The sequence below is a fragment of the Parapedobacter koreensis genome (assembly GCF_900109365.1).
GTDB lineage: Bacteria > Bacteroidota > Bacteroidia > Sphingobacteriales > Sphingobacteriaceae > Parapedobacter > Parapedobacter koreensis.
The window spans coordinates 753,673-778,953 of record NZ_FNZR01000001.1; the positions used below are offsets into that span (position 1 = coordinate 753,673).

Annotated in this window: 26 protein-coding genes; 10 read left to right on the plus strand and 16 right to left on the minus strand. The window is 46.7% G+C overall.

The features are described from left to right. Positions 1-54: 54 nt before the first annotated feature. Positions 55-1,155, minus strand: a complete 1,101-nt coding sequence (locus tag BMW65_RS03080) for a S1 family peptidase (protein WP_090602647.1) — start codon at positions 1,153-1,155, stop codon at positions 55-57. Positions 1,156-1,162: 7 nt separating this feature from the next. After that, the gene (locus BMW65_RS03085) at positions 1,163-1,738 is read right to left on the minus strand and encodes an RNA polymerase sigma factor (RefSeq protein ID WP_090602649.1); all 576 of its coding nucleotides are present in this window, start codon (positions 1,736-1,738) and stop codon (positions 1,163-1,165) included. A 126-nt stretch (positions 1,739-1,864) separates the two neighbouring features. Between BMW65_RS03085 and BMW65_RS03090 the strand changes: the two genes are divergently transcribed. Together BMW65_RS03090 and BMW65_RS03095 are read left to right on the plus strand one after the other, a co-directional pair. Continuing rightward, positions 1,865-2,839 carry a polyprenyl synthetase family protein gene (locus tag BMW65_RS03090; RefSeq protein ID WP_090602651.1) on the plus strand — a complete coding sequence of 325 codons (975 nt, stop codon included), beginning with the start codon at positions 1,865-1,867 and terminating at the stop codon, positions 2,837-2,839. A 362-nt stretch (positions 2,840-3,201) separates the two neighbouring features. Continuing rightward, the gene (locus BMW65_RS03095; protein ID WP_090602984.1) at positions 3,202-3,984 is read left to right on the plus strand and encodes an amidohydrolase; all 783 of its coding nucleotides are present in this window, start codon (positions 3,202-3,204) and stop codon (positions 3,982-3,984) included. A gap of 47 nt (positions 3,985-4,031) precedes the next feature. Here the strand turns inward: BMW65_RS03095 and BMW65_RS03100 are convergent, their stop codons facing one another. Further along, a complete protein-coding gene (locus BMW65_RS03100; protein ID WP_090602652.1) occupies positions 4,032-4,421 on the minus strand; it encodes a hypothetical protein in 390 nt (129 codons plus the stop codon). A gap of 105 nt (positions 4,422-4,526) precedes the next feature. On the opposite strand from BMW65_RS03100, the gene BMW65_RS03105 reads away from it, so the two are divergent. The 4 genes from BMW65_RS03105 (at position 4,527) to BMW65_RS03120 (ending at position 8,649) form a co-directional block, all read left to right on the plus strand. After that, positions 4,527-5,024 (plus strand): RNA polymerase sigma factor, encoded by a 498-nt coding sequence (locus BMW65_RS03105; protein WP_090602654.1) that lies wholly within the window; start codon positions 4,527-4,529, stop codon positions 5,022-5,024. After that, on the plus strand, positions 5,011-5,610 hold the full coding sequence (locus BMW65_RS03110) for a hypothetical protein (protein WP_090602655.1): 600 nt from the start codon (positions 5,011-5,013) through the stop codon (positions 5,608-5,610). The genes BMW65_RS03105 and BMW65_RS03110 overlap by 14 nt, the downstream gene beginning before the upstream one ends. Positions 5,611-6,044: 434 nt before the next feature. Further along, a complete protein-coding gene (locus tag BMW65_RS03115) occupies positions 6,045-7,328 on the plus strand; it encodes a TlpA family protein disulfide reductase (protein WP_090602657.1) in 1,284 nt (427 codons plus the stop codon). Positions 7,329-7,665: 337 nt separating this feature from the next. Further along, positions 7,666-8,649, plus strand: coding sequence for a DUF6624 domain-containing protein (locus BMW65_RS03120; protein WP_143053781.1), 984 nt, complete (start codon positions 7,666-7,668; stop codon positions 8,647-8,649). An 81-nt stretch (positions 8,650-8,730) separates the two neighbouring features. Here BMW65_RS03120 and BMW65_RS03125 read toward each other — a convergent pair whose 3' ends face one another. The 3 genes from BMW65_RS03125 to BMW65_RS03135 are packed head-to-tail and all read right to left on the minus strand — an operon-like array spanning position 8,731 to position 12,353. Then, the gene (locus tag BMW65_RS03125) at positions 8,731-9,495 is read right to left on the minus strand and encodes a Rossmann-like and DUF2520 domain-containing protein (RefSeq protein WP_090602660.1); all 765 of its coding nucleotides are present in this window, start codon (positions 9,493-9,495) and stop codon (positions 8,731-8,733) included. Further along, complete coding sequence (gene ccsA / locus BMW65_RS03130; RefSeq protein WP_090602661.1) at positions 9,495-11,942, minus strand: cytochrome c biogenesis protein CcsA; 2,448 nt, start codon at positions 11,940-11,942, stop codon at positions 9,495-9,497. The genes BMW65_RS03125 and ccsA overlap by 1 nt, the downstream gene beginning before the upstream one ends. A gap of 3 nt (positions 11,943-11,945) precedes the next feature. Next, positions 11,946-12,353: a cytochrome c maturation protein CcmE domain-containing protein gene (locus tag BMW65_RS03135; RefSeq protein ID WP_090602663.1), complete on the minus strand. Its 408-nt coding sequence runs from the start codon at positions 12,351-12,353 to the stop codon at positions 11,946-11,948. Positions 12,354-12,489: 136 nt separating this feature from the next. On the opposite strand from BMW65_RS03135, the gene BMW65_RS03140 reads away from it, so the two are divergent. Next, a complete protein-coding gene (locus tag BMW65_RS03140) occupies positions 12,490-13,485 on the plus strand; it encodes a lipid A deacylase LpxR family protein (protein ID WP_090602664.1) in 996 nt (331 codons plus the stop codon). On the opposite strand, the gene arfB is transcribed toward BMW65_RS03140, so the two are convergent. Together arfB and BMW65_RS03150 are read right to left on the minus strand one after the other, a co-directional pair. Next, positions 13,482-13,901, minus strand: coding sequence for an alternative ribosome rescue aminoacyl-tRNA hydrolase ArfB (arfB, locus tag BMW65_RS03145; protein WP_090602666.1), 420 nt, complete (start codon positions 13,899-13,901; stop codon positions 13,482-13,484). The genes BMW65_RS03140 and arfB overlap by 4 nt on opposite strands. Further along, positions 13,888-15,156: a dicarboxylate/amino acid:cation symporter gene (locus tag BMW65_RS03150; protein ID WP_090602667.1), complete on the minus strand. Its 1,269-nt coding sequence runs from the start codon at positions 15,154-15,156 to the stop codon at positions 13,888-13,890. Before BMW65_RS03150 ends, arfB begins: the two co-directional genes overlap by 14 nt. Before the next feature lie 44 nt (positions 15,157-15,200). On the opposite strand from BMW65_RS03150, the gene mnmD reads away from it, so the two are divergent. Further along, complete coding sequence (gene mnmD / locus BMW65_RS03155; RefSeq protein WP_317040394.1) at positions 15,201-15,869, plus strand: tRNA (5-methylaminomethyl-2-thiouridine)(34)-methyltransferase MnmC2; 669 nt, start codon at positions 15,201-15,203, stop codon at positions 15,867-15,869. A gap of 5 nt (positions 15,870-15,874) precedes the next feature. On the opposite strand, the gene BMW65_RS03160 is transcribed toward mnmD, so the two are convergent. The 3 genes from BMW65_RS03160 to BMW65_RS03170 are packed head-to-tail and all read right to left on the minus strand — an operon-like array spanning position 15,875 to position 18,924. Further along, positions 15,875-16,372, minus strand: coding sequence for an FKBP-type peptidyl-prolyl cis-trans isomerase (locus BMW65_RS03160; protein WP_090602669.1), 498 nt, complete (start codon positions 16,370-16,372; stop codon positions 15,875-15,877). Between the two features lie 40 nt (positions 16,373-16,412). Continuing rightward, entirely contained in the window at positions 16,413-18,419 is a 2,007-nt protein-coding gene (locus BMW65_RS03165) for a thioredoxin domain-containing protein (RefSeq protein ID WP_090602671.1), read from the minus strand. 19 nt (positions 18,420-18,438) lie between these two features. After that, a complete protein-coding gene (locus BMW65_RS03170) occupies positions 18,439-18,924 on the minus strand; it encodes a SixA phosphatase family protein (protein ID WP_090602673.1) in 486 nt (161 codons plus the stop codon). 167 nt (positions 18,925-19,091) lie between these two features. On the opposite strand from BMW65_RS03170, the gene BMW65_RS03175 reads away from it, so the two are divergent. After that, positions 19,092-19,889: a glycosyltransferase family 2 protein gene (locus BMW65_RS03175; protein ID WP_090602674.1), complete on the plus strand. Its 798-nt coding sequence runs from the start codon at positions 19,092-19,094 to the stop codon at positions 19,887-19,889. A 15-nt stretch (positions 19,890-19,904) separates the two neighbouring features. Beyond that, the gene (locus tag BMW65_RS23820) at positions 19,905-20,246 is read left to right on the plus strand and encodes a hypothetical protein (protein WP_143053782.1); all 342 of its coding nucleotides are present in this window, start codon (positions 19,905-19,907) and stop codon (positions 20,244-20,246) included. Here the strand turns inward: BMW65_RS23820 and BMW65_RS03180 are convergent. The 5 genes from BMW65_RS03180 to BMW65_RS03200 are packed head-to-tail and all read right to left on the minus strand — an operon-like array spanning position 20,241 to position 25,155. Beyond that, positions 20,241-21,356: a glycosyltransferase family 2 protein gene (locus BMW65_RS03180; protein WP_090602676.1), complete on the minus strand. Its 1,116-nt coding sequence runs from the start codon at positions 21,354-21,356 to the stop codon at positions 20,241-20,243. The genes BMW65_RS23820 and BMW65_RS03180 overlap by 6 nt on opposite strands. Positions 21,357-21,382: 26 nt before the next feature. Next, positions 21,383-22,396: a glycosyltransferase gene (locus tag BMW65_RS03185; RefSeq protein ID WP_090602678.1), complete on the minus strand. Its 1,014-nt coding sequence runs from the start codon at positions 22,394-22,396 to the stop codon at positions 21,383-21,385. A gap of 19 nt (positions 22,397-22,415) precedes the next feature. Continuing rightward, positions 22,416-23,423, minus strand: a complete 1,008-nt coding sequence (locus BMW65_RS03190; protein ID WP_090602679.1) for a glycosyltransferase family 2 protein — start codon at positions 23,421-23,423, stop codon at positions 22,416-22,418. After that, positions 23,420-24,277: an alpha-1,2-fucosyltransferase gene (locus BMW65_RS03195; RefSeq protein ID WP_090602681.1), complete on the minus strand. Its 858-nt coding sequence runs from the start codon at positions 24,275-24,277 to the stop codon at positions 23,420-23,422. Before BMW65_RS03195 ends, BMW65_RS03190 begins: the two co-directional genes overlap by 4 nt. Continuing rightward, a complete protein-coding gene (locus BMW65_RS03200; RefSeq protein WP_177180975.1) occupies positions 24,274-25,155 on the minus strand; it encodes a glycosyltransferase family 4 protein in 882 nt (293 codons plus the stop codon). Before BMW65_RS03200 ends, BMW65_RS03195 begins: the two co-directional genes overlap by 4 nt. Positions 25,156-25,281 lie beyond the last annotated feature (126 nt).

The following is a 25,281-nucleotide window of genomic DNA, read 5'->3' on the forward strand; positions in this document are numbered from 1 at the left end:
AAAAAAGCGGTTGGGCCATCAGCACCAACCGCTTTCGTTAGTTCACAAAGTCCACTAAAAGACCCTTACCAAATACACGTAATCCTGTACCCGCTTTATCTGTTCGGTCCGCCGAAGACCGTTGAGTGTATTCCGTTTGTTGATGGTCAGCTTGCTGGCTAATGAATCCATTGGAATAGCGGATATGGATTTCAATAGGGCTTCGGTTTTGATAGCGAATGATGCCCCATCAATGCCCGTCTGCTTTCCGCTAATGATACCGATAACGTTGCCCTTGCTATCAAGTACAGGCCCGCCACTGTTTCCGGGATTGACCGGGATAGACAGCTGGTACGCCGTAGTATCCCCGGCGTAGCCGGTACGCGAGCTGAGGTAGCCCTGGCCATATACAACCTCATCGCGGGGAAATCCGATGGTATATACATCCTCGCCAAGTTCCGAAGGCGACTCTTTAAAGGTGTACGGGGTAGTTTTCAACGCTTTGAAAGTGCTATCACGGATATATAACATGGCCACGTCATTGCTGGGATCCTCATAAATCACGTCAGCCCTGAACAATTCTCCCTTCGTGTTTTGCAAATGCACCGAATCCGCCCCCTTTATCACATGGTAATTCGTCACGACATAACCATTGGCCGATAGGAGGAATCCCGTGGCACCAAAATGGCTTTCAGCCTGCCCTCCCCGCTGCTTTTCGCTATTGATATTGCGTATCACCGCGTTTTGTGCATTGACGTTTTTCTTTACCGTATTCATGTCCCGCTTCAACTCACTGTAGTTGGTTGTGGTCTTTAGTATCGTTTGATAATACCCCGATAACCACAGGGTTGAAAACACCGCTACCACTGCCACGCTTGCGGCAATCAACGAGTTGATCTTATACTTGTTCCACAACGTCACAAGCAGCGGTTGACGCTGGATTGTAGTCACTGGAATGGCCTGATGGTCGGCCATGACCGCAGACAACGTACGTTTAAATACTACCCGATCTGCATGGTCTTTCAATTGCTGTAAAAACAACCGATGGGTCGCCAGCCGTTCAGCAGCAGCATGGTCTTGCTCGCAGTACTGTTCAAAAGCACTACGCTCCGCACTATCCATTTCCTCATTGAGGTAGCGCTCAGCCGATGTTATAAATTCCTGTTCGTTCATCATATCCGATTCACTTAGTTGCCGCAAAAAATAGTTTTTTTAACCGCTGCAAGCATTTGTATTTTTGGTTTTTCGCATTATCTGCGTTGGTATATCCAAATTTTTCACAAATTTCCTGCATGGACAAATTCAACACATAAAAATCGTGGATAATGGTTCGACAGGGTTCCCCCAATTTATCCAACGCCTGCTCCATTAACGAAAGTTGCACATCCCGTTCCCGGTGCACTGCCAAATCCTCTTCTACAGGAATGATTTCCTCATAATCGCTCACATCGTAGAATGTCCGCCCTTGGCTTGTCAATTGCTTGAGCCACAGCCTTCGGCATACGGAGTAAATATAGGTTTTTAACTTACTGCTCAATGCAAAATTACCCTGCTTAATTTTATCATACAGCACAATAACCGCCTCTTGAAATACATCCTTCGCCTCTTCTTCCGTACCGTTGTTTTGCACCACCATGTTCAGCACCATCGGGAAATAATCCTTATATAATCCTGATAGTACGGAAGCATCGCCAAGGGCAATGCCGTCAACGGTTTTCTGATCAATTTCCGGTATGGCAGACTTGCTCAATTTACTCACTTATTAATACGCTTTTACCCCAAATAGTAACCCATATCCTCTCCAAACCTAACACATTTTTTTCATTTTTCGTGAGCCGTGTATTTTTTGTTAATCCCTATCTTAGCGGCAAATTTAAGGAAGGCCATGTACGACACCACGATATTGCAGCAGCGAATAGCCCAGGGACTGGCGGAAATTGATATGCCTGATTTTCCGCAAAATCTCTACGGGCCTATCAACTACATGCTGCAGATTGGGGGCAAGCGTATCCGGCCCCTGCTTACGTTGATGGCAGCCGATCTATTTTCGATTGATGAGATGGATAAAGCCCTGCCCGCAGCATTGGCTGTCGAGCTGTTTCACAACTTCTCACTGATGCACGATGACATCATGGACAACGCCCCACTGCGTCGCGGACAGCAAACGGTGCACGAGAAATGGAACCCCAATATCGCTATCCTCTCCGGCGACAACATACTCATCATGGCATATGCACAACTGGCAAAATGCCCCCCAACCAAATTGCCTTCGCTCATGGACGCATTCAACACCATGGCAATGGAGGTGTGCGAAGGGCAGCAATTGGACATGGACTTCGAACACGCAGCATCGGTCGGCATTGATGACTATCTCCAAATGATTCGGCTAAAAACGTCCGTTTTACTTGGCACGGCCTTGAAAATGGGTGCAATACTCGGGAATGCGGACAACAATGACGCACAACTGATCTATGATTTTGGTGTCAACGTCGGCCTCGCTTTCCAATTGCAGGACGACATTCTGGACGTATACGGCGATCCCGCACAATTCGGCAAGCAGCAAGGGGGGGATATCTTGGCCAATAAAAAGACATTCTTACTATTAAAAGCACTGGAAACAGCCGATACCGCTAACGCTGCCGAATTGGACCGATGGCTCCACGACGATATCCACCCTACCGAAAAAATCAACGCAGTGACCGCCATTTATGACCGTCTTGGCGTAAGGCAACTTGCCGAGGCAGCCAAACAAGCTTACGCCGATCGATCTTTTCAAACCCTGGAACATATAGCGGTCGATGCCCGCCGCAAAACCCCGCTTCAGACGTTGGCGCATTCACTAATCATGCGTACGCACTAATACTTACTGTAATAATACCCTTCCGGCTTTCTATATGCCTGCTGGTCTCTTGATTAAACTCAAAGTTAACGATGATTTCCCAATTTTGCTTCATATTAATAGGATTTAATAGGGATATTATAGGTGTTTTATAGGGGAATTATAGGGCTAGACACCTATTATAAATCTTGAATATACTTATTATATTATATTTAACTTATATTTAATTAAATGAACACTGGCAAGTCTTCGAAAAATAGGTTGGGGATACGGAAGCTGGCAAAATAATTGCAGCTAAACACACAATCATTTTATTATTACTTATTTTTCACTAACTTGTGCGTTTTGCAGGCCACAAATAAATGATATCCTAGCTTATGGAGATGGATGCACTAAAAATAACGACCTTCCAGGCTTATCTTTTTTGGGAAAATATCGATAAAAACCTCAGTAATCTGTCATTGAGGTTGTCAGCTATACGCGAAAAGACCGATTTAATCGTATTACCCGAAATGTTTAATACCGGTTTTACGATGAATGTGGCGCAATGTGCGGAAAAATCAGACGGAAAAACCATGCATTGGATGCTGGAAATGGCTCAAAAATATGACTGTGTAGTAGCAGGCAGCCTTATCATTGAGGAAGCGGGCAAGTATTACAACCGGTTTGTGTGGATGACCAAAGATGGCAATTACATCAAATATGACAAGCGCCACCTCTTTGGTCTGGCTAAAGAAGATACGATTTTCACACCGGGCAACAAGCGCATTATTGTGGAGCTCAACGGCTGGAAAATATGCCCGATGATTTGTTATGACTTACGCTTTCCCGTCTGGTCGCGTAACCTTAATGCGGCATACGATGTTTTGTTGTATGTAGCCAACTGGCCGGATAAACGATCGGCCCACTGGCGTAGTCTCATCCCTGCAAGAGCCATCGAAAACCAGGCATTTGTCCTTGGTGTAAACCGTGTAGGCCACGATGGAAACGAAATTTATTATTCCGGCGGCTCCATGTGTATCTCTCCCGCAGGTGATGTCGTGTATTACAAACCCGAATATGAGGATTTGTACACATTTACCATCTACAAAAGGGATCTGGAGGATGTCCGCAGGGATTTGCCTTTCTTGAAAGACATGGATGACTTTAATTTAATCGTAAGATGAACGGGGCGAAGTCCCGATGATCAATCGGGATATAAATACCTGCCTAATTACTGGTAAGGCCGTTCGAGGATGGCCGATTTAATAATGGCATCACGCAGGTCAAAATCCCTTTCATTGCCGAAGGCACCAGCAGCTGTATCCTCCATCACTTCCAAGCGTTGCACCGTGCGTTGTTGACGGGCTTTGCGTACGCGTTTCACTTCGTCTGCATCTATTGCACCGGAGTAATTTTCAAATGCGGGATGGCGGGTGGATGGCCGCTGTTCAACGGTCATTTCCTTCGGGGATACGTCCACGGGGCGCTTTGCATTTTCTTCAGGCAAAGGAGGTTGGCCGAAATTCCGCTTCCGGGCCTTTTCCTGTTCCTTCTGGAAGTTGGCATACGCCTGAAAAGCAAAAACCACAATGGCAATTAATATTGGAATCAACGTCTCCATCGCTATAAAGTTACGGAATAAATCTGACAATGTATTGTAGCGTTGATTTCCCACCTTTGTAACATATCGATCGGACACACGTCAAAGTGAGTGTAATTGCCGTTCATGAGTAACCAACGACAACTGTTTCAGCGACTATTTGAAGACAACTCCAAAAAGGTGTACCACCTTTGCTATGGTTATACGGGCGATAGCGACTCGGCAAATGATCTCATGCAGGAAACATTTATCAAGGTATGGCAAAACCTTGACAAATTCCGCAACCAATCGCAATTTTCAACCTGGATATACCGCATTGCCGTGAATACCTGCCTCTCTTACCTGCGTACTGCAAAACGGCGGGCTACCGATGAACTCAACGATACAATCATCGAAAACTATACCGAAGAGCCCTCTGAAAAGCAAGAACAAGTTGCCCTATTATACAGATCCATCGCACAACTGGAAGAAAACGAACGGATCATTATCACCATGGTACTTGATGAAATCCCCTACCCCGAGATAGCCGAGGTGGCGGGCATCTCCGAAGGAAATTTGCGGGTAAAAATACACCGGATAAAACACAAGCTAACAGAAATATACAATAGTAATGAAAGAGTTTGATGAGATACAACAGCTTTGGCATCGGCAGGAGCCTGAGCCAAACGTTAGCTTTGAGGCAATTCTGAAGCGCATCAAGGGCAACAAAGCTGCACTGGCCAGAAAACTATTGTGGCAGATTGTAGCCGTAGCACCGGCCACCATAATCCTGCTTTGGATGATTATCGCCGTACAATTTTCAACATGGACCACCTACCTGGCTTGCGTCATCATGGTAGGTTGCGTTTGCTATTATTTCTTCACGCAACTTGCCGACTACCACAACATCCGTAAAAGTCACCACCTGCTGGCCAAACCGCAAGATTATATCCATTATCTCAAGGCTTTCCAGCAAAAACGCAACCATTTCAATACACGTAACTACGCCGTATACGAAGCCTGTATCGCGGTCGCATTTGCCCTTTACAGTATTGAAATGTATTTTGTCTTACCTTTCTGGACTTTCGTTGGCTCAATTATTTTCATTGTCTTCTGGTTCCTTATCTGTCACTTTGTATTCATGAAACAATACATCCACAGCGAAAATGAGCGTATTGAAGAGATGATCGAGAACCTGGAGCGGATAAAGGGACAGTTTAGGGATGCGTAAATTTAGCGGTGTCGTTATTCCAACAAAAACGTACCCACCGGTTTAATACACATCACGCCCGTATATAAGTTCAATTACCAAATCCTCAAAAGGGCCGACCAGATTAAAACCTATGCCTCGGCCTTCGGCATCAACCTGCAGGGTGTAGATGAGATTTAAAGAAAATTGCAAGTCTCGTAAAAATCCCGACTATTCTCGTAAAGTTTTTTGCCGAAGGAAACCCGTTCATTATATTTGGATAGTAAGGCCTGCATTAAACGATTTAAAGATGAATGCGTTAAACTTAAATTTCGGAGAAAAACTCAATAGAAAACAAATGAAACCAATACTGTCCGGAGCAAACACCTGTTAATGCAACCATTAATAAGGCCGTTATGCTGTTAACGGTCTTATCCTGTCTATTTTCATTGTAATTATCACAGGCACAACGTTCGATGAAAAAATTATCCTTCTTTTTTATTTTAATTGCATGCCTTGGCTGCGAGTCCCCTCAACCGACAGGCCGGGTACGCATCCACGGCGAATTCCCTCCGGTAGCCGGTGCCTATCTCCGGCTTGCTTTCTACAGGCAGGAGCGGCTAAAGGTCATCGAAACTCCACTGAAGCAAGGCAAATTCGACTTTTACTTGGACAGCGCCGTGACCGGGGTATACAACTTTTCCATCAAGTGGCCGGTCCCGGAAAGAAACCGCTTCGAAACCACCCGTGATGCTAACGGGCAAATCATCCGCAAAAAGTTCCCGCCCCATATCTTTACTCGATACATTCTTAGAAAAGAGCTGTATATCAATCCCGTACAGGCAACAACGTACCATATCGCGCCGGAAAAAGAAATCACGATGCGGATGATCGATAAATTCACCACGGATGATTATGATCGTCCCGATTTATTCCGGCTGAAACTGACGACCACCTCGGCTGATGCCCGGTACTACGAAACGCTGGACAGCCTAAAAAAATACCACTACGACATGAATATCCACCTGATCTCCGATAGTATCCGGCGGCATATGGCGGTATTGCCGAAGGGAAATAATGCGGTATTAATTCTCGCCGAAAAAATCAATGCCGAACGCAACATCTCATCTTATCTCAGGGCCAGAAGAAACTTAGCCCGCCGACATCCCGACAATCCCGTTGCCGCGCTGGACATCCTGGAGGTCAGCAATGAACAACTGCTGGAAAACCTCAACGACTACACAGCATTACTCGACGATATGGAGGGCAGGGCCCGGGAGAGTGAATATCATACACTGGCACGTTCAAAATTGGCAGGCCTTGCAAATCCATTGAAGGAAGGGGCCCTTTTTGAATTGCCGGAAGGGAAAACACCTTCGGGAGAAAACCCAAGTTTCCGGCCTGAAGACAGCCAGTATACGCTCGTGGAGTTCTGGGCTTCCTGGTGTATCCCCTGCCGGGAGCAAAACCCCGCTTGGAATAACCTGTCGGCGCGTTACGGAAACCGGGGATTCCGGATTCTGGGTGTCTCATTAGACTCGGACACGGACAGTTGGCTGAAAGCCATTGCGGATGATAAGCTATCCGGTTGGCTCCACCTTTCAGACTATGGTGCGTTCAAGGGAATGAACGCCGTGAAATATGGCATCCAGTCCATCCCGTACAACGTACTGATAGACAGCAATGGCCGTGTGGCGGAACAGCACATAACGCCCGAACAATTGGATGAATTCTTAGACCTAAATCTGGCAAAACATTGACAGGTATATCCACGCCTCGCTAATTGTAATTCCGGTATTAGAAGTATTATGTAATTTTGCAAAAGAATATGATGATGAAAAATTTACAGCCGGAATTATAAATGACATGTGGTGACAAACAATTACCTGATCTTGGCTGGATTGGCCTAGGCAGGCTTACTGCATAACCGTTCTATATACTTTCAAACTTAACGAGGCATTTAAACTATAAAGCGACCTAACTATTGAGCATATAGGATTGAAAAAATAGGCGTTACTAACATCAGTGACTCTAATCGGGCAAGCGTTGCAAGATTACCCTTCCTGCTAACCATAAAGTCAAAACCTATAATTAAACATGAAAATTTTTTATAACTCCCTCTGTTGTTCATTCTTGGTCTGTCTTACGCTGTTTAATCCCGTCAAAGCACAAGATTTATATACTTCCAAAATCAGTGAAGCCCAACCATATATCCAAGCCAAGGATTATATCAAAGCGGCACAATTTTATTCAGAAGCTTTTTCTTCCAATCATAATCTAGGACGCCCTGACCACCGTTATGAAGCTGCGCGACTATGGGCATTGGGGGATGAAACGGATTCTGCATTTTATCAACTCGATAGGGTAGTTAAAGCTGGCTATAGGGATTATTTGACCATCAGACTGGATACGGCGTTCGACAGTTTACACAATACTATTAGATGGAATAACATATTGGATTCAATAAGGGCAAATGGGTTGAAAACAGAAGAAGCTAGGTTCAAAAATATCAACAAGCGGCTGGCCTTGCTATTAGATACGGTACACATCGATGATCAGTTGTATCGACTGCAAATGTCAGTTATTGAGTTTAAATATGGATGGGATTCACCGGAAATGGCGGCGGTAATAGCCCTCATAGATGATTATGACAAAAGAAATGTGCAAAAGGTTACCAATATACTGGATGAGTACGGTTGGCTTGGCAAGGAAGATATAGGTGAACAAGGAAACGAGACGCTATTCCTCGTTATTCAACACAGTGATTTAGCTACCCAAGAACGGTATCTCCCTATGATAAGCCAAGCCGTGAAAGATGGTAAGGCAAAACCGTCAAGTTTGGCGTTACTGGAAGATAGGATTGCTTTAAGGCAAGGAAAAGAACAACTGTATGGCAGCCAAATTATTCGAGACGACAAGACGGGCAAGTATTATGTCCAACCATTGGTTGATCCAGAAAACGTTGATAAAAGACGTGATGAAGTAGGGCTACAACCCATTGCTGAGTATGTACGCCAATGGGGAATTGTTTGGAGCATTGAGCAATACAACCGAGATATCAAAAAGTATTGGCAAAAATAAGGGGTTAGTTAGCTTATCAATCAAAATATTGAGAAAGTTTCCATTTACCAGGCAGCCTGTGCTCAAAAAAGAACCGAAAAATTATGCGTCCTTGCCAATCCGCTCGCTCAACGTCTTGTAAAGCTCCGCTAACTCAGCCTCATCTTCCAACAGCACTAAATGCTTTTGCATCGTCCCGATGTCATGCCGTACCGCTGGTCCCGTCTGTACGTCTTTTGGCTGATGGACCATCACTTTCTCCGCCGTTTCGAGAATGAGCGGCCGGATGAGGTCGAAATCAAGCCCATGCTCGCGGAGAATATCCGCACCGATAGCATAGAGGTGGTTGCTGAAATTGCAGGCGAATACTGCCGCTACATGCAAGGAAAGACGCTGCTTGGAATCACAGGGGAAGACGCGGTTGGACAAGTTTCCAGCGAGTCCAGCCAGTGCTGTATAAGTGATCGGGTCAGAAGCTTCCACGGCAATCGGAACTACGGAAAAGTCAACCGCCTTGGCCTTGGAAAAAGTCTGTACCGGATACAGCACACCGTACTTGCCTGCATGCCCGGCCAACACATCCATGGCCACGCTGCCTGCTGTATGGACGACCATACCTTTCAATGAAACAGGCAACTGAGCCACCACCTGCGCAAGGACATCATCCTTTACGGCGATAATGTAAAGATCCGCATTGGTCGCTATTCCGGTGACATCGTCTATGGCCTGCGCATTGACGGTACCAGCCAACGCTGCTGCATGTGCTTGAGTAGGGCTGTATACCTGCATGATACGATACCCGGCATCCACAAGCGCCCGCCCCAAATGCGTAGCCACATTGCCGCTGCCAAGCAATACAATATCCATCAGGCTTTTTGAGGTTTAATTTCTTTATTGCGGCGTAGAATAGACAAGAAGAATCCGATGGTCATCACAATCGCCCCACACCAAAAGAAATTGATATACGGGAATTTGATGGCCTTAAACACCACCCACCGCTTCTCAGGTACTGGTTTTTGATATACCATGAGTTCCAGTTTGTCCTTCTGAGGCATGATGTTGCTAAACCGCAGCCGCAGCCCTTGCTCTTCCACGTCTTTGAATAGATCAAACGTAGAACCTCCACGGATTAAAAACACAGGCTCGGCCTCATAGGTCTCCCCACTCACGGCATGTACTTTCAATTTTAGGCCCACAATGACATCATCATTCCCACGGGGGATGTTTTGTACGGTAGCATTGCGGTTGATGCCTTCCACTACGATGTATCCATTGCGGTAGCGCAGCGTATCGCCGATGTTGGTCTCGTAGATGGCTGGTTCCTCATAATCTTCAAAGCCGCTTTGCTCTCCTTTCTGACCTTGCTGGTGGGCGTCCGACATTGCTGCGGTAATCAACGTGTATACGTCGTGGGTGAGGTAATGTTTGGTTGCTGGGGTACCAATAAGCCCTCCCATCTGGGGGTTGTTCTGCGCAAAAGGCCGAAGCTGGAAACTTTGCGTCACCCTGCCCGATTCCTCGTCTATCTTTTCGTAGTTGATTTTGTAATACACATTGGGTGGCGCCACGCTATCGCCTACATAGGTAATGCGGTAGTCACCCATTTGCGCAGGTTCGCCTTCGGTAAGAAAGAGGTTGTCGCCAGGTTTCTCCACCTGATCAAAGCCCGCCACCGCAATGTAGTTGCTGCTATTGACGGAAATCACCTCGTTTGTGGCGGCAGCAACTAATGCCCCAATAAGCAACAAGCCAAATCCGATGTGGGCCACTGCTGACCCGGTGAGCTTCCACTTGCCCCTGATAGCTTCGCCCAATATCTTGCCATTGGCCACAATGGTGTAAGCCGCAGAAAAGACCAATAGGATGTACATGAAATTGGTGTACACATCAGCCACGTATACGACGATAGCTGTGACCACGATGGCCACGACCAACGAGGCAATAGCTGCGGCGTAGAACTTGCGGACATCCGTGCGCTTGTACTTCATGAATTGCGTAAATGCGGAGAGCAGCCCAACGACCACGGCAAAGCCGGCCTGCCACTTGTTGTAGTGTTGTACAGGCTCAACAGGTGGTGCCACCTTGGTCCCAAAAATCGCATTGAATACCGGGATGGAGGTGGAAGCGATAATTTGCACGCAGGCGACCGTCAGCACCAGCGCACCGATAAACAGCCAAAACTCACGGGAGTAAATGTCTTCTTCTTTTTGTGTTGACGGCATGGTCTTCTTGTGTCTTACCAACAGGTAGACCATGATGCCCAAAAAGATAATGTTAAATGCCACCAGTTGCCAATAAAGGCCCAGGTCGGTAAAGGAATGTACCGATGTCTCACCCAACACGCCACTGCGCGTGAGGAAGGAAGCATAGATGACCAACACAAAGCTGATCATCACCAAAAACGAGGCGGTGAAATAAGAATGGCCGGAATTTTTATAAGCCACCATCACATGTACGGCCGCAATGAGCGTGAGCCAGGGAATGATGGATGCGTTTTCCACCGGATCCCACGCCCAGAACCCCCCGAAGTTAAGGGCTTCATAGGCCCAGAACGATCCCATAATGATGCCCGCGCCCAGCGTCATTACCGCAAAAAGTGCCCAGGGAATGCCCGGTGTAATCCATTCTTTATAGCGCCGCTGCCATAAACCGGCCACGGCATAGGCGAAAGGCACTATCATTGCCGCAAAGCCAAGGAAAAGGGTGGGCGGATGGATGACCATCCAATAATTCTGCAGCAATGCATTGAGGCCCCTACCATCGGCTATCATGCTCAGGTAATTCGGATCAGCGAAAATCGGCAAATCCATGGCATCCCTGAAGAGGATGAAAGGCGAGCTGCCTACCCGTTCTCCGAAAATCACTATGCCAATGAGCATGGATCCCAGTACGGCTTGGCAAAGCATGACTACGGCCATCACAGGATTTTCCCAACTTTTCGACTTAAAAACCAATACCGCGCCCAGCACGACCTGCCAAAACATCCAAAGCCAAAAGCTGCCTTCCTGGCCTTCCCAAAAACTGGAAATGATGTAATGCGTGGGCAATGACCTGGAAGAATGGGCCCATGCATAATGGTATTCGAAAAGGTGGTTATAAATGATGTAATATAAACAGGTACCAATACCTATCACAGCAACCACATTCGTCCAAAAGGCGATGCGCGCTATGGTTTTCCACGATTGGTCTTCCTTGTATTTAGCGGCAAAATAATAGCTGATGCAAGCCAATAACGCCGTTCCAAAGGAAAGAATGACAAAGAATTGCCCGATTTTTCCAGGCAAGAGGGTTTCACCTACATATGTTATATCCATCTACTATATTGCTTGAATAGCGGCTGCCTCTGTCACCTCCACTTCGTCTTGGTTATATTTTGAGGGGCATTTCATCAGAATCTTGCTGGCGTGAAACTCCTCGCCTATCATTTTGCCCGTCAGTACAATTTGTTCCGAACGCTCAATGTCCTGGGGCTTAGCACCACGGAATACCACCCTGCACTCGGTACTGTCATTGTCATACATATAAAACGAAAAATGATTGGCATCTACGGTTGGATTGTACAATAAATCTTTTTCTTTATTAAGCACACCAACCACGTATAATTCAGATTGCTTCTCCTTCGCCTCGGTAAATGTTGAATAGGTACTTGAATCCGTATATATCACAATAATCATTGCAATAGCAATGGCGATGATGATGATCCCTATTACCGAACTTTTCTTCATGTCTTTATCCCCCAATGAATTAATACCGGAATGCAAAATTACGAATTGAAAAACGAAGCTACGAATATTGCAAATGATTGCTGTTTTTTAGAATTATTCTAAACAGTGGATGTGCCGACTCTAACAAAAAATCCATATGTTTGCTCCGCGAGAAACGGCTATACCATTCATGATCAACAACCTATATACTATCCTCAAGGCCTGCTTAATGGCCATGCTTTTTTTTGACCATACTGGATGCCTTGCACAACATGTCCCACATTCCGAATTTAATTTCCGGAATGACAACGACCTTTACCTATTCAACAAACAGGATCAATACTATACCAACGGTGTATTTTTCAATATCCGCAGGACTGTGGATAGCGCGTCCTTGTCGTCGAATGAGGTAAATAGGCTTTGGGGCATTACAATAGGCCAAAAGATGTACAATGCATATACGGCCCAAATCCGTTATATTGAAGAAGTTGACCGGCCCATTACGGCTTACCTCTTTCTTGCCGTGGATATCGATCGGTATTTTGCCAATGAGACATTGCTGTCCTTTACAGGGGAAATCGGCACTATCGGGCAGCGGGCACTCGGGCAGCAATTTCAGAAAAGCATCCATAAGGTACTGAACCTGTATGATATCGCTGGATGGGAATATCAGTTGGAAAATGCTTTTGGCATTGATGCTGCTGTGCAATATGGTGGATTGCTATACCGTAATGCGCAGCAGTGGTTTGATCTATCCGCCCAAGCGGAAGCTAAATTGGGATTAAATCATACCGGGATGTCAATCGCACCGACGATACGCTTGGGGCAACTGAATTCGTTCCATCAATCTGCCTATACATATAGCCGACTGCAAACTGCGGCCAAGCCTGTAGGTAATGAACTGTTTTTTTTCTATAGCCCGCAGTTGAATTTCGTAGGCTACGATGCTACCCTGCAAGGAGGGATGTTTTTGCGTGACAAAGGCCCGGTGACCCATACACCTGCGCGCTGGGTGTGGTACAACAATGTAGGCGTGATGTACGCCCAGCATGCGCTCACGCTACGCTTGCAATACATCTTTTACACGAAGGAGGTACCGGGGATGTTTTTCAGGCACCGCTATGGCTCCGTAGGAATGAGTTATCGGTTTTAAAACCAATCCTTTTTCCGGTTGATTTTTCGCAGTGCCTGCTGGCGCTTCGTGTCAAGGCGCTTTTCAACGGATGCTTTGGAAGGTTTGGTCGCCTTACGTGGTTTTTCGACCTTGATGGCGTTGGCCAGTAGCACGGCTAATTTCTGCAGCGCAATTTCTTTATTCTGCAATTGGCTGCGACTTTCCTGGCTGGTCACTTGCAACAATCCGTCGCTTTGCAAACGGCTAATAAGACGTTTTCGGATACGTACTTTTTCGGCCGTTGAAAAGAATGGTGCAGCGTCAATATCAAAGAGCAAGGTGACCTTGGTCTCTACTTTATTGACATGCTGGCCACCACTACCCCCGCTCCGGGAGGTCTGAAATTGCACAAACGGCAACAACGCACCGATATCAATCTGCTTATTCGATGCCATCCGTATCTAACTCCTCGTTTGAGTGCAATGTATTCTTGCCCAACGCAAAACGACTCACCAGCATGGCAGCCACGGTATCGCCCGTAGCATTCAGTACCGTAGCCATGGGATCGACCAGCGTGCCGATAATCATCACTGCCGGAATGGCTTCCGTGGGCAGCCCGTATACCGAAATCATCAGCATCTCCCCAATGTACCCGCCATTGGGAATACCGCCCGCCACGATGCTGACCAATACGGTGATGCCAAGAGCGGTAAGCAATGTCATCGGCTCGAAAAAATCCCGACCGATGAGCACGAAGGCGACATAAATCTTGACGATGCTGGACATGGATGATCCGTTTTTGTGCAACGTGGTTCCCAATGGGATCACCACATTGGCCACCGCAGCGGGGATACCCATCTTAGGGGCCGCCGCGAGGTTGACAGGCATCGTGGCGATACTGCTGCAGGTACTGATAGCCGTAGCGGAAGGCAGGATATTGTTTCTCCAAAAACGATTGACACCAATCTTGCCAGCAGCGAGGTACGCATAGCCACTGAAGAATACCAGAAAGTAAAATGCACCCAGAATGTAATACAAGCCCAGCGGCTTGGCATAAAACCCGAAAAGCGCTGGACCAATGGTCCCTACCTGATAGGCAAAATAAGCCCCCAGACCTATCGGAGCAACTTTCATGATGAGTATGAGCAGTTGCTTCATAACCTCGTTTGCTGACGACAAAAACCTCCGGAACGAAGCCCCCGCATCTCCCGACCGCTGCGCAGCAATCCCCAGAAGAAAGGAAAAAATAACGAATGCCAACATGTTTTCGCGGGATAGCAGCTTGTAGAATTCATCCACCGTCACAAACCTGACCAATTTGTCCCCCCAGGTGTCATTGGGATCGCTCTGTAGCAATTCACTCGTTGGTTCCTGAGCAGCTTGGGGCGCTTCGACCGGAAAAAACCACAATGCAATAATTGTGCATATCGCAGCAATAAGGACGGTACCCAAAAACACGGCAGCCATAACGGAAATGATCCGTCCAAGTTTTTGCGACCTGTCGATGTTGGCTACTGCCGAAGCGATGGCAAAAAACAGCAAGGGGATGACTGCGGCAAACAGGAGATTCAGGAAAATGTCTCCCAATGGTTTTAGCCAAGTAACCGTATCCGGAAAAAACCCTCCGATGATACTTCCTATCAGAATGCCCAGCAATAGAAGCAGGATGCTTCCGTAATGCTGAAAGAAATGGGACGTCTGCCTTTCCATATTTTGGTTACTAAAGTAGCGGATTTATTTTATGTTTGCACCACATGATGGAATTTGTTGTCACCGCAGACGGCTCCAAAACGCTCTATCACCCGGACGTTGGCGAGCACTACCACTCCCTGCACGGCGCCGTGCAGGAAAGCAAGCATGTTTTCCTGGGCATGGGATTACAGCACTTCCTCGCATTGCACAAACCGGAAGCCGTATCCGTATTGGAAATCGGCTTTGGCACCGGACTCAACTTTTTGCTAACGGCAGACTATTGTGCACTAAATGATGTGAAGCTGCATTATACCGGCATAGAGGCTTATCCATTGGCTACCACGATGGTCGCCCAAACCGGGTATGATGCGCACATAGGGGAAAGGACATGGAGCTCCTTTTTATCGTGCTATTCCGATAGCCTATTACGGCCACAAACGGTAGCCGATGACTGCTTATTGGAGATCATCCACGCTGATGTATTGGAATTTAATACAGATAAACGATTTGACGTGCTGTACTTTGATGCATTTGCAGCTGTACATCAGCCGGAGATGTGGACAACGGAGACCTTGGCGTATGTATGCCAATATTTGAAGCCCGGCGGTATATTTGTCACTTATGCCATCACTGGCCAGCTCAAACGTACAATGAGAGCCTTAGGCTTTGCTATTGAGAAAGTACCCGGAGCACCCGGAAAACGAGAGATGCTCAGGGCAACCAAGCTATAATGCCATTAATGGTGATGCGAACCATCGGGGCCGTGTGAATGTCCGTGAGCCAACTCGTCTGCCGTAGCCTCCCGAACGGACAGTACTTCAATGGCAAAGTGAAGGTTTTGGCCGGCCATGGGATGATTGAGATCAACCACCACCACTTCCGGGCTCACTTCGGTCACTTTACCCCTGAATTGGTTACCCTGATTATCCTGCAATGGCAATACTTGGCCCACGGCAGGTATACCGCTTTCCTTGAACATATCGCTTGGCAACGAAGCAATTGCTTGCTCATTGATTTCGCCATATGCATCCTCGGCAGCCAGTTCAAAATCCGTTATATCTCCTGCTGCCATCCCGGCTATATTTTCTTCGAATTTAGGCAACATCATGCCCACACCGTAAAGGAAATCCAACGGATTGTCTTTGCCAGCCTCCTCTACAAAAGTTTTCTTGCCCTCTTCAATGGTGTGGAGTTTGTAGGTCAGCGTCACCACGCTGTTGGGTACTATAGTCATCGTTTTTAAAAATTATGGACATGGCGCGCATGCCCGGTTATCATTGTGTAATTAATTCCAACAGTTCTTCCACCTGCGTCACGGGCAAACTACACGCTTTGTTACGGCATACATAGGCTCTCGTTGTACTGCCCACCCTCCCTGCTAACAATGGAAGTGTTTCTTTTGTTCCTCCCAATATGATTTTGTTTGGGATATAATGCCGTTCAAATGCCTTTCGCATGACCTTGTAATCAGGGCCGGTAAATACAATTTCCGAACACCCATAAACTTCTTCAAGCAACCGTATGGCCCAGTTGGAATAACCCGAACCATAAGCTGCCATTTGCGGCACCACATTGGCCAATACCTGTGAGCCAATTTCGACGTACCGTTGATTGTCAAAAATCAAGCCCAATCGATGAAGTTGCCGCACAATCGTAGAGGTGGAAGACGGGATCACATTGTCCATAATCTCTTGCTTACGGGCGATTAACTGCTCAGCGGCGGCCGAAGTATAATAAAACGCTGAGGCATCCTGATTGTAAAAATAGCTCAATACATATTCCATTAGCCGTTTTGCCTCATACAGCCAAGTCTCTTCAAAGGTCACCTCATATAAGGCCGTAAACGCATCGATACAACAAGCATAGTCATCAAGGAAACCTGTAATTAATTTTCCGTTGGCCTCCGGTTGATGGAGTAGCCCTCCATCTTTGGCATATAAGTAGTGGCGGATGAATTGCGCATTTTCCAGCGCCACCCTTAAGTATTCTGGCACATCAAATACCCGGTAAGCATCCACAAAACCTTTGAGCATCAATGCATTCCAGGATGTCAAAAGCTTATCATCCAGTCCTGGACGCACACGGATGTCGCGATAGTCTAGCAGCCGTTGCTTGCCATGGGCTAAGTACTTAGCCCATTCTTCGGCAGAAAAGCCTGCATCATATGCCATTTTGTCCGCTTCGATATCAATTTTCAACACATTGGTGTGTTCTTCCTCCCAATTGCCCGCTTCGGTAATGCCAAAATACTGCATAAATAAGTCGGCATCTGCACCCAGTATTTGTGCGACTTCAGATCGATGAAACGTATAAAATTTTCCCTCTACCCCCTCGCTGTCGGCATCCAGGGCACAATAGAACCCTCCTTGGGGGCTTGTCATCTCACGGAGCACCCATTCCAAGGTCTCGGCTACCACCCGCTTATATTGATCAGTAGGGCGCTGTTGCCAAGCCTCTGCATATAGGCTGACCAACTGTGCATTGTCATATAACATTTTCTCAAAGTGGGGAATGTGCCACTGCCCATCCACGGCGTAGCGGGCAAAACCTCCGCCCACATGATCATAAATACCTCCTGAGGCAATTTTCTGAAGGGTAAAGTGCACGTGTTCCAATACCTCGCTGTCTTTGGCCAACACGGCATAACGCAACAAAAACAGCCAATTATTGGGTAGAGGAAACTTGGGCACCCGTTTGTAACCGCCTTCTTGATTATCAAAAAGGCGCTTCCACGGCGTGACGATAGCTGCTAAATCCTGCGGAGTATAAGTTTCAGGAATACGGCTAACGGGCAATTGTTCGCTCTGCTTGACACCCGTGGTCAACCGTTCGGCATAGTCGCGAGCTACTTCCGGTCTGTCTTGCCACATTCCAGCCAATTGCAGCAATACATTCCGCCAGTCGTCCGGACGAAAATAGGTGCCTCCGTAAATCGGCCGACCATCCGGCAGGCAAATACAATTGAGCGGCCACCCACCTTGGTTGGTCATCAATTGCACGGCTATCATGTAAATCTGATCGATATCTGGCCGTTCCTCGCGATCTACTTTGATAGACACGAAATGCGCATTCATCACTGCCGCTATCGCCTCATTTTCGAAACTCTCCCGCTCCATTACATGGCACCAATGACAGGCCGAATAGCCGATACTGACGAGGATAAGTTTATTTTCATCCTTTGCTTTACTGAGCGCTTCCGCTCCCCAAGGATACCACGCCACAGGATTGTGCTGATGTTGCCGAAGGTAAGGCGAGGTTTCATTATGGAGTTTATTGGGCATGTGGTGATAAAGGTAGCGTTTATGGGTATACAAACCAAGCATTGGTTCCCGTACCCGTGCTTACCGAGGCCCATTCATCCGTATCATCAAACCGGACATGCATGATACCGCAGGTGGGCAGGTTATAAATATTTTCGTTGGCCAAATAATTAACCAGCGAGGTAATACCGGGATTGTGTCCGAAAAGGGCCACACTATTGTATGCATCGTCCAATTCGTTGACAACTTCCAACAACGTGTCTGGCAATGCATCGTAGATACGCCCGTCGGTTTGAATATCATTCACGAATACCCCCAAATGTTCAGCAAATATCTGTGCAGTGGTGATGGCTCGTTTCGCGGGGCTGCTGATAAGATGCTGGGGAAGGATGGCATAATTGGCCAATCGTTCCGCCATCTGGGGTGCGTTTCTAAATCCACGTGAATTAAGGGGCCGATCAAAGTCGCTGACGTCAAAGCTCCAATCTGACTTAGCGTGCCTAATGACAAATAAATGTTTAGCCATAGTTACCTCGCTTCTTACCTTTCTCTTTGGCAATAATCATGCCCCGTCGATGTCTAAATAGCTTATAACCTCACAAACTCTGGCAATAGTATACCGGATACGTCAAGTTGCTCACCAGAGCTTCTCCGACACAGCCTCTGGCACATATTTTGCAGCTTTAAAACTTCATGTATCCCTCTTGTTCGCTCATCGTATCCACCTATAATTGGCCGGAAGCATTGGATTTGTGCTTAACGAGTTTGTTAGCTCTACGCCCTATGCCTAATGAGATTATCATTGCTGATGACGGATCTAAAGAAGAAACCCGTCTATTAATAAACCGATACCAAGCGATTTCTCCTATTCCAATCAAACACATCTGGCATCCTGACGACGGATTCAGGAAAACCATCATCCTCAATGCGGCCATACAGGAGGCACAGGGCGAATATATTATCCAAATCGACGGAGACATCATCGTTCATAACGCCTTTGTAAAGGATCACTTGGCGGCAGCGAAACGGGGACAGTTTATACGTGGAAGCCGGGCGATGATTGACAAAAGCACCTCATCGCTTATCCAGCAGAATAAACGTATTACGTTTAATTTTTTATCAAAGGGCATCCTGCACCGCTTCAACGCTGTCCGGATGCCTTTTCTTTCCGGATTGATCAAAACCAATCCGCTTTCGCCCGCTGATGTGAAGGGCTGCAACATGGCTTTTTGGAAATCGGATTTCATATTGGTCAACGGCTATAACAACGACCTGACGGGATGGGGCCATGAGGATATCGAATTAGCGGCGAGATTTGTCAATAATGGCATCAAAAAACGCCACTTAAAACTGGCGGCAATATGCTATCACATCCACCACGAACTGAACGCACGAACTTGGGAAAAGCAAAATAAAAACGTTTATGAGGAAGTTCTTGCACTCGGCATAAAGCGATGTATTAACGGATATAGCACGCAGACAACCGTATAAGGATATTCAGCCGCAATGCATATCAAACGTTTTTTCCAAAAATTGGGATTGTACCGCCAGCCAGCTTTTTACCGGTATCAGCCGGATGAAAACCACATTGAGCTGCTTAATTTCTGGACGTCCCAAAAACGCGATGAGATATGGTTGTATCAATTTATCCGGCAGCATTTTTCTCATTATCTTTCCGCTGAAAGAACACTTTTGTTAAGCTCGGTGTTTGGCCCAAGAAAAGCGATAAACGCCAGTCGGAGCAGCATTAAAATCTTCTATAGGGGAGAGAACAGACCAACTGCTGCGGAATACATCGCGCATCGCATTGACTCATTGCGGCAACGGCTTAATCAACTTTTGTCATAAAAACACCCCATAGATAAACAACGCGTATAGCACCCACTTTACAATTTTATAGGTATTGAATTGGAAAAACCCATTTCCATGCTTCCGGCCCTTATATTCAAATCGGGCACCAATCCCCGCAAAGCGAAACCGAGCGATATTGCCCCAGAGCAGTCCCGTTTCATAAGCCAGCTTGAGGCGCACCACGTAATAGGCGACAGCGGCACTCAATGGTGCTTTGCGCTTAGCGGCCTGAAAAAGCGTTGCTATGACCTCCACCAAGCCAAACCCAATAAACAGCTGGCCCCACGATCCCAGGTATACGGGCGCAATGAAGATCACAATGGGAAATGCCAGCAACATTAAAAAGAGCGCCTCAGGCGTATTCGGAAAATCGTAGTATGTATATTTTGGGAGGAATTGCCCAAGATAACTATTGCCCACGCCGTAACGGAAAGACCGCTTGAATGATGGCCGTCCTTCATTCCACCACGGATGGTACACGACAGCCTCCTTTAATGTCTTATAATCTTTCCCTCCATTACTATCCCGTACATTTAGAAAGAAGTCCACATCTTCTCCGCCGCCGGATTTTGGGTAATCTGTAGAGAATCTAATTGCACCGACGGCTTCCCGTTTGACCATCGTATTGGCCGTGGCTCCCCAAGCGAAAGATTCCGCTTCTTCGGCTATACCGAATATCATCATGGAGCCATTGATGATCAGTGCCCGGGCAAACGCCGTGGGTGGCGGGGGCAACTTTACCAAGCCGATAAACCCGATTTCATCTGGCCATTTTGTTATCGCGTGCACGTAATTGTGCAGAAGCCGCTCATCGGCTTTGATATCGTCATCCAAAAATAAAATCCATTCGCCGCTCCCTGCCTCCAGCCCTTTGTTCCGGCTGGTGGAAGCCCCGAGATTTACAGGATTGATGAGCAGCGTAATATCTCCCGATGCGGCCAATCGGGCAATTTCTTCATCGACAATAACGTTGGGATTATCCACCACGATGTAATACTTGAACACCCATTTCTCCGGTTTCGATAAGCGGATAATGCGTAAAATATAATCCTTCTCCAGTCGGTAAGACGGAATGACGATATCAATGCTATGTGTAATGTCGGGCATATATGAGACAAGCAATTTATGATCAATTAGAGCAACTTGGCATGTTTTAAAATAGCGGTGACGATCTTTGGAACGGGTAGGTGATATAACCGGTATAGGCTGGACATCGCTCCGATATAATTGATGGTATTGACCATCTTGGCGGGGCTGCCCGTCAACAAGGCGGAGAGGTAGCGCTTTGCTGATTTAAACGCAAATCGTCTTGGTCGATGAAGTTGGGAGTTTACCACTTCGGCGTATTCGGGAAGGACTTCTGCGATACTTGTATGGAAAGCCAGGTTGCTCCCGTATGACAATCGTTTGATATACGTCATATCGGCCCGTTTGCCGGGGATAACATGGACTACCTGCAACCGGGGTGAATGACCCGCAGCATACCCCAACGCGATGCAGGTCATGACCATTTGCAGATCTTCTCCGCTAGCCAACGATACACCATTTCTCCCCGTGGCGGTGAGCTTGCCTGCATTAAACCATTCCATGAATTTCGCCAATACATTAGCTTTTATACACAAACCTGTGCCAAAAGGATAGCATGCCTGCCATTGACGGAGACAGGCAAACGCCGTATAGTTTTCCCGTTTGCCTTGTAACGCGCCATACGCTACTTCCTTTATCCGTGAATCTATACCATCTACGAAATCAACGGGTACAGTGCCTGGTCCCCAAGCAGCGACAGCAGGGTATCGTTGATTTAGTGCGTGTATTTCAATGAGGTAATCCGATTGTGGCTCATTATCGTCATCGAAAAACACTAGGTATTCGCCTTTCGCTTGCGAAATGCCGACAATCCGTGCATAGACCAGCCCTTGCTGCTCGGCTACAATGATTTTCGAATCGGGCTTTGTATTCAAGAAATCCTGCACAAAAAGACGGTTGGCCAATGGCGGATTGCTATTGTTGTCTACCAACAGCACTTCACTCCCGAATCCATGGTGCGCAAGTCGACTGACTGCATTCAGGCATCGTTGCAGCAACCGATCGTCAGGATTGTAGCTGCAAATAACAATCGTAAAGTAAACCTCGGAAACTACTTTCATCTTAATTATTTTCGACCCTTTACCGCTCCATCCAAAATGTCTGCTTAAACGTCTTGCGGAACATCTTGAAGGTCATTAATCGCCACGAAAACAAAGGTGACGCAAATACCACGAAAAATGCCCTACGCTTGGCTTTTTCGCGAATCTTTTCATACCAAAGTTCAAAAATAAATTTCTTAAAAGATGCCTTGGGATATTTTCTCATTTTGTCGTTTGCATACCAAATGGCATTGAGGAGCTTGTAATAATCACCGATATCAAAAGCAGTGGAATCTCCTCCCAAACGCAGGCTATGGTGTACAGCCACCTCCTGATCATCACCTGGCAATCCTATAGCCCTTTGCATCCTCGCCAAGAGCTGATATTCGGCTTCCCGATACCGATTTGAGTCTTGGATGGTCGAATTGGCACCGTGTATCCGGTACAAAACCAACACATCGTTTACATTTCCCAATACAAACCGGCCATTAAGCTGAATAGCCATTTCGTAATCTTCTGAAAACCCCTCATAATAACCCGAAGAAGCGCGCAATGCTTCCATACGGAACATCACCGATGAATTGATAAACGTGTTGTGGAAAAACAACCGTGCGCTGATTTCGGCCGGATCGGTCGGCATCAGGTAAACTTTCCCTGTCGCTATGCCCGCCGCATCGATAAGGCGAGCGTGCGAACCGCACATAGCCATTTCTGGATGCCGTTGAAAATACTCGATTTGGTTTTGCAACCGGTGCGGAAGGGCGATATCATCGGCGTCCAATAGTGCCATGAATTCGCCACGGGCTTCTGCGATACCACGGTTTCTTGTAAACGAAATCCCCTTATTTGTCACATTCCTTAGGTAGCGAATACGGGGATCATCAAACGATTGGATGATTGCCGCACTACCGTCCTTAGAACCATCATCAATCAATAACAATTCAAAATTTACATACGTTTGGCTCAATACGCTCCGTATGGTCTCGCTGATATACCGTTCGGCGTTATACACCGGCACAAAAACAGTAACGAGTGGCAAGACATTCATAATCTGATGAAATTTGGAAGGATAATACCATCTAATCCCACTGATGCATCGTTTACCCACCGGGACGGGCTAATGACAATTTTGGACGGCGACATATTGAACCACGCCCCCCACCAACTAAAACTGCTATTTGCGATGATGTGGTGCTTGCAATGCGCTATTAGTTGCATATCGCGAAAATTGTTGTGCGTGTCGTTCCAGTCCACAAACAGGGCATGGTGTGCCGCAAACGTCTTTTTACACCAGTCGATATCATTTGAGAAAAAAATGAATTCGGGGTTGTGCAGCTCCAGTTCCATATAATCAATGGCCCGCTTATAATATACCGTATCACAAATACCGCCCAGTAACGGATCTCCGATATAATCTCCTCTTCTGATATGGACAGATACGGTGTTCCGGCCTTTCATCCACGTCAACAGCTTTTCATGATGTTCATCATCGAAAGGTGGAAAAATAAGCCTGCGGCGCAGTTCATCCTCCACAGGCCGGATGTAGTTAATGTGCTGCCAATACCCCCAATAGTAGCGCTTTGCTTTTTCACGGAAAATCGATTCGTCAAAGCTGAACAGCTGCCTCTCTTCCCAATAACTATGTTTTGTGCCACACACCTGCCTAAGCTTTCGCCACAACCATTGCCGATCCACAGGTAGATAAAGCTTACGCTCAAAATCATTGATTTGAGGAAGTTTGATTCCGAACACTCTTTCTAACTCAAACCCCTGATGTAAGGTATAGCTGTCATACCCCGCTAAATCGGCTTTCGTGTTCCCAAATGTCTTTTGCAGTGCCAAATAGAAAGCATACTGAAAAAGTTGATTACCTAATCCTCCTAAAAATTTGACAATCGTCATGCGCCCTTATTTAACAACAGGTTTCGGTATTCGGTTTCAAACCGCTCTTCACTGAACTGTTCGCCGACCATCTCCCGGCAACGCGACGAATATGATGTCCACACGAATGGATTTACCTGTAAATAACTGATTTTTGCAATAAAATCATCAATAATTTTGTCGTCTGGCTGGCGGCCGTCAACGGTATACCCCGTCTCCAGCGACGGAGAAATATAATAGGGAATTTCTCCCACATCGGTAGCTATTGGCACCACGCCCTGCGACATGGCTTCCTGTAATACCAGCGGAAAACCCTCAAAAGAAGAAGTAATAATGATAATATGGGCCTGCCGGTACTGCTCAACCAGCCTTTCGGTATCGCGAATCTCACCTTCAAAGCTGACGTAAGGTGTGTAGTGGTTCCAATTTCTCACAAATTTGCCTATTGCAACAAATCGGGCATCTATTCCTTTTCCAACACACATTTCTGCAATCCGGAAGAAAAGCTCAGGCCTTTTTTCCTCGGAATCGCGTCCAACGAAAATTACGCGTAAAGAACCTGTCAATTCTTTCTTCAGCAAAGAAACCGCTATACCGGTCTTATTAGGAATAATCGTAAAACGCGCTAACAACGCCGCTGGAACGCCATGGCTCGCATAGATAGCCTTAAAGGTTTCTAAGGTATTGGGGCCCAAAACTACCCGTTGGTTTATTCGGTGCACATAGGGTAAGCTATACGTTTCGCACCATTCTTGCTTGGGTGTAATGGAATGCGTGAGATCGATTACACGGACATGCGAACGTAAATGGGGCAGCAAATCGTAAAAGAAAAGATTGTTGCTACCAAATACGACAGCACTCGGCTGTTTATTGATCGCATCGGCGACAAGCTTGATCATTTTTTGTTTGAATGAAGCTTTCGTACCCCAACGTCTGAGATAGATAAGTTGTGCATATCGGGCAAATAATCTCCTAAATCCAACATGCCTTTGCGGTGTAGTAATAATGCAGACCGGCTGCCTATT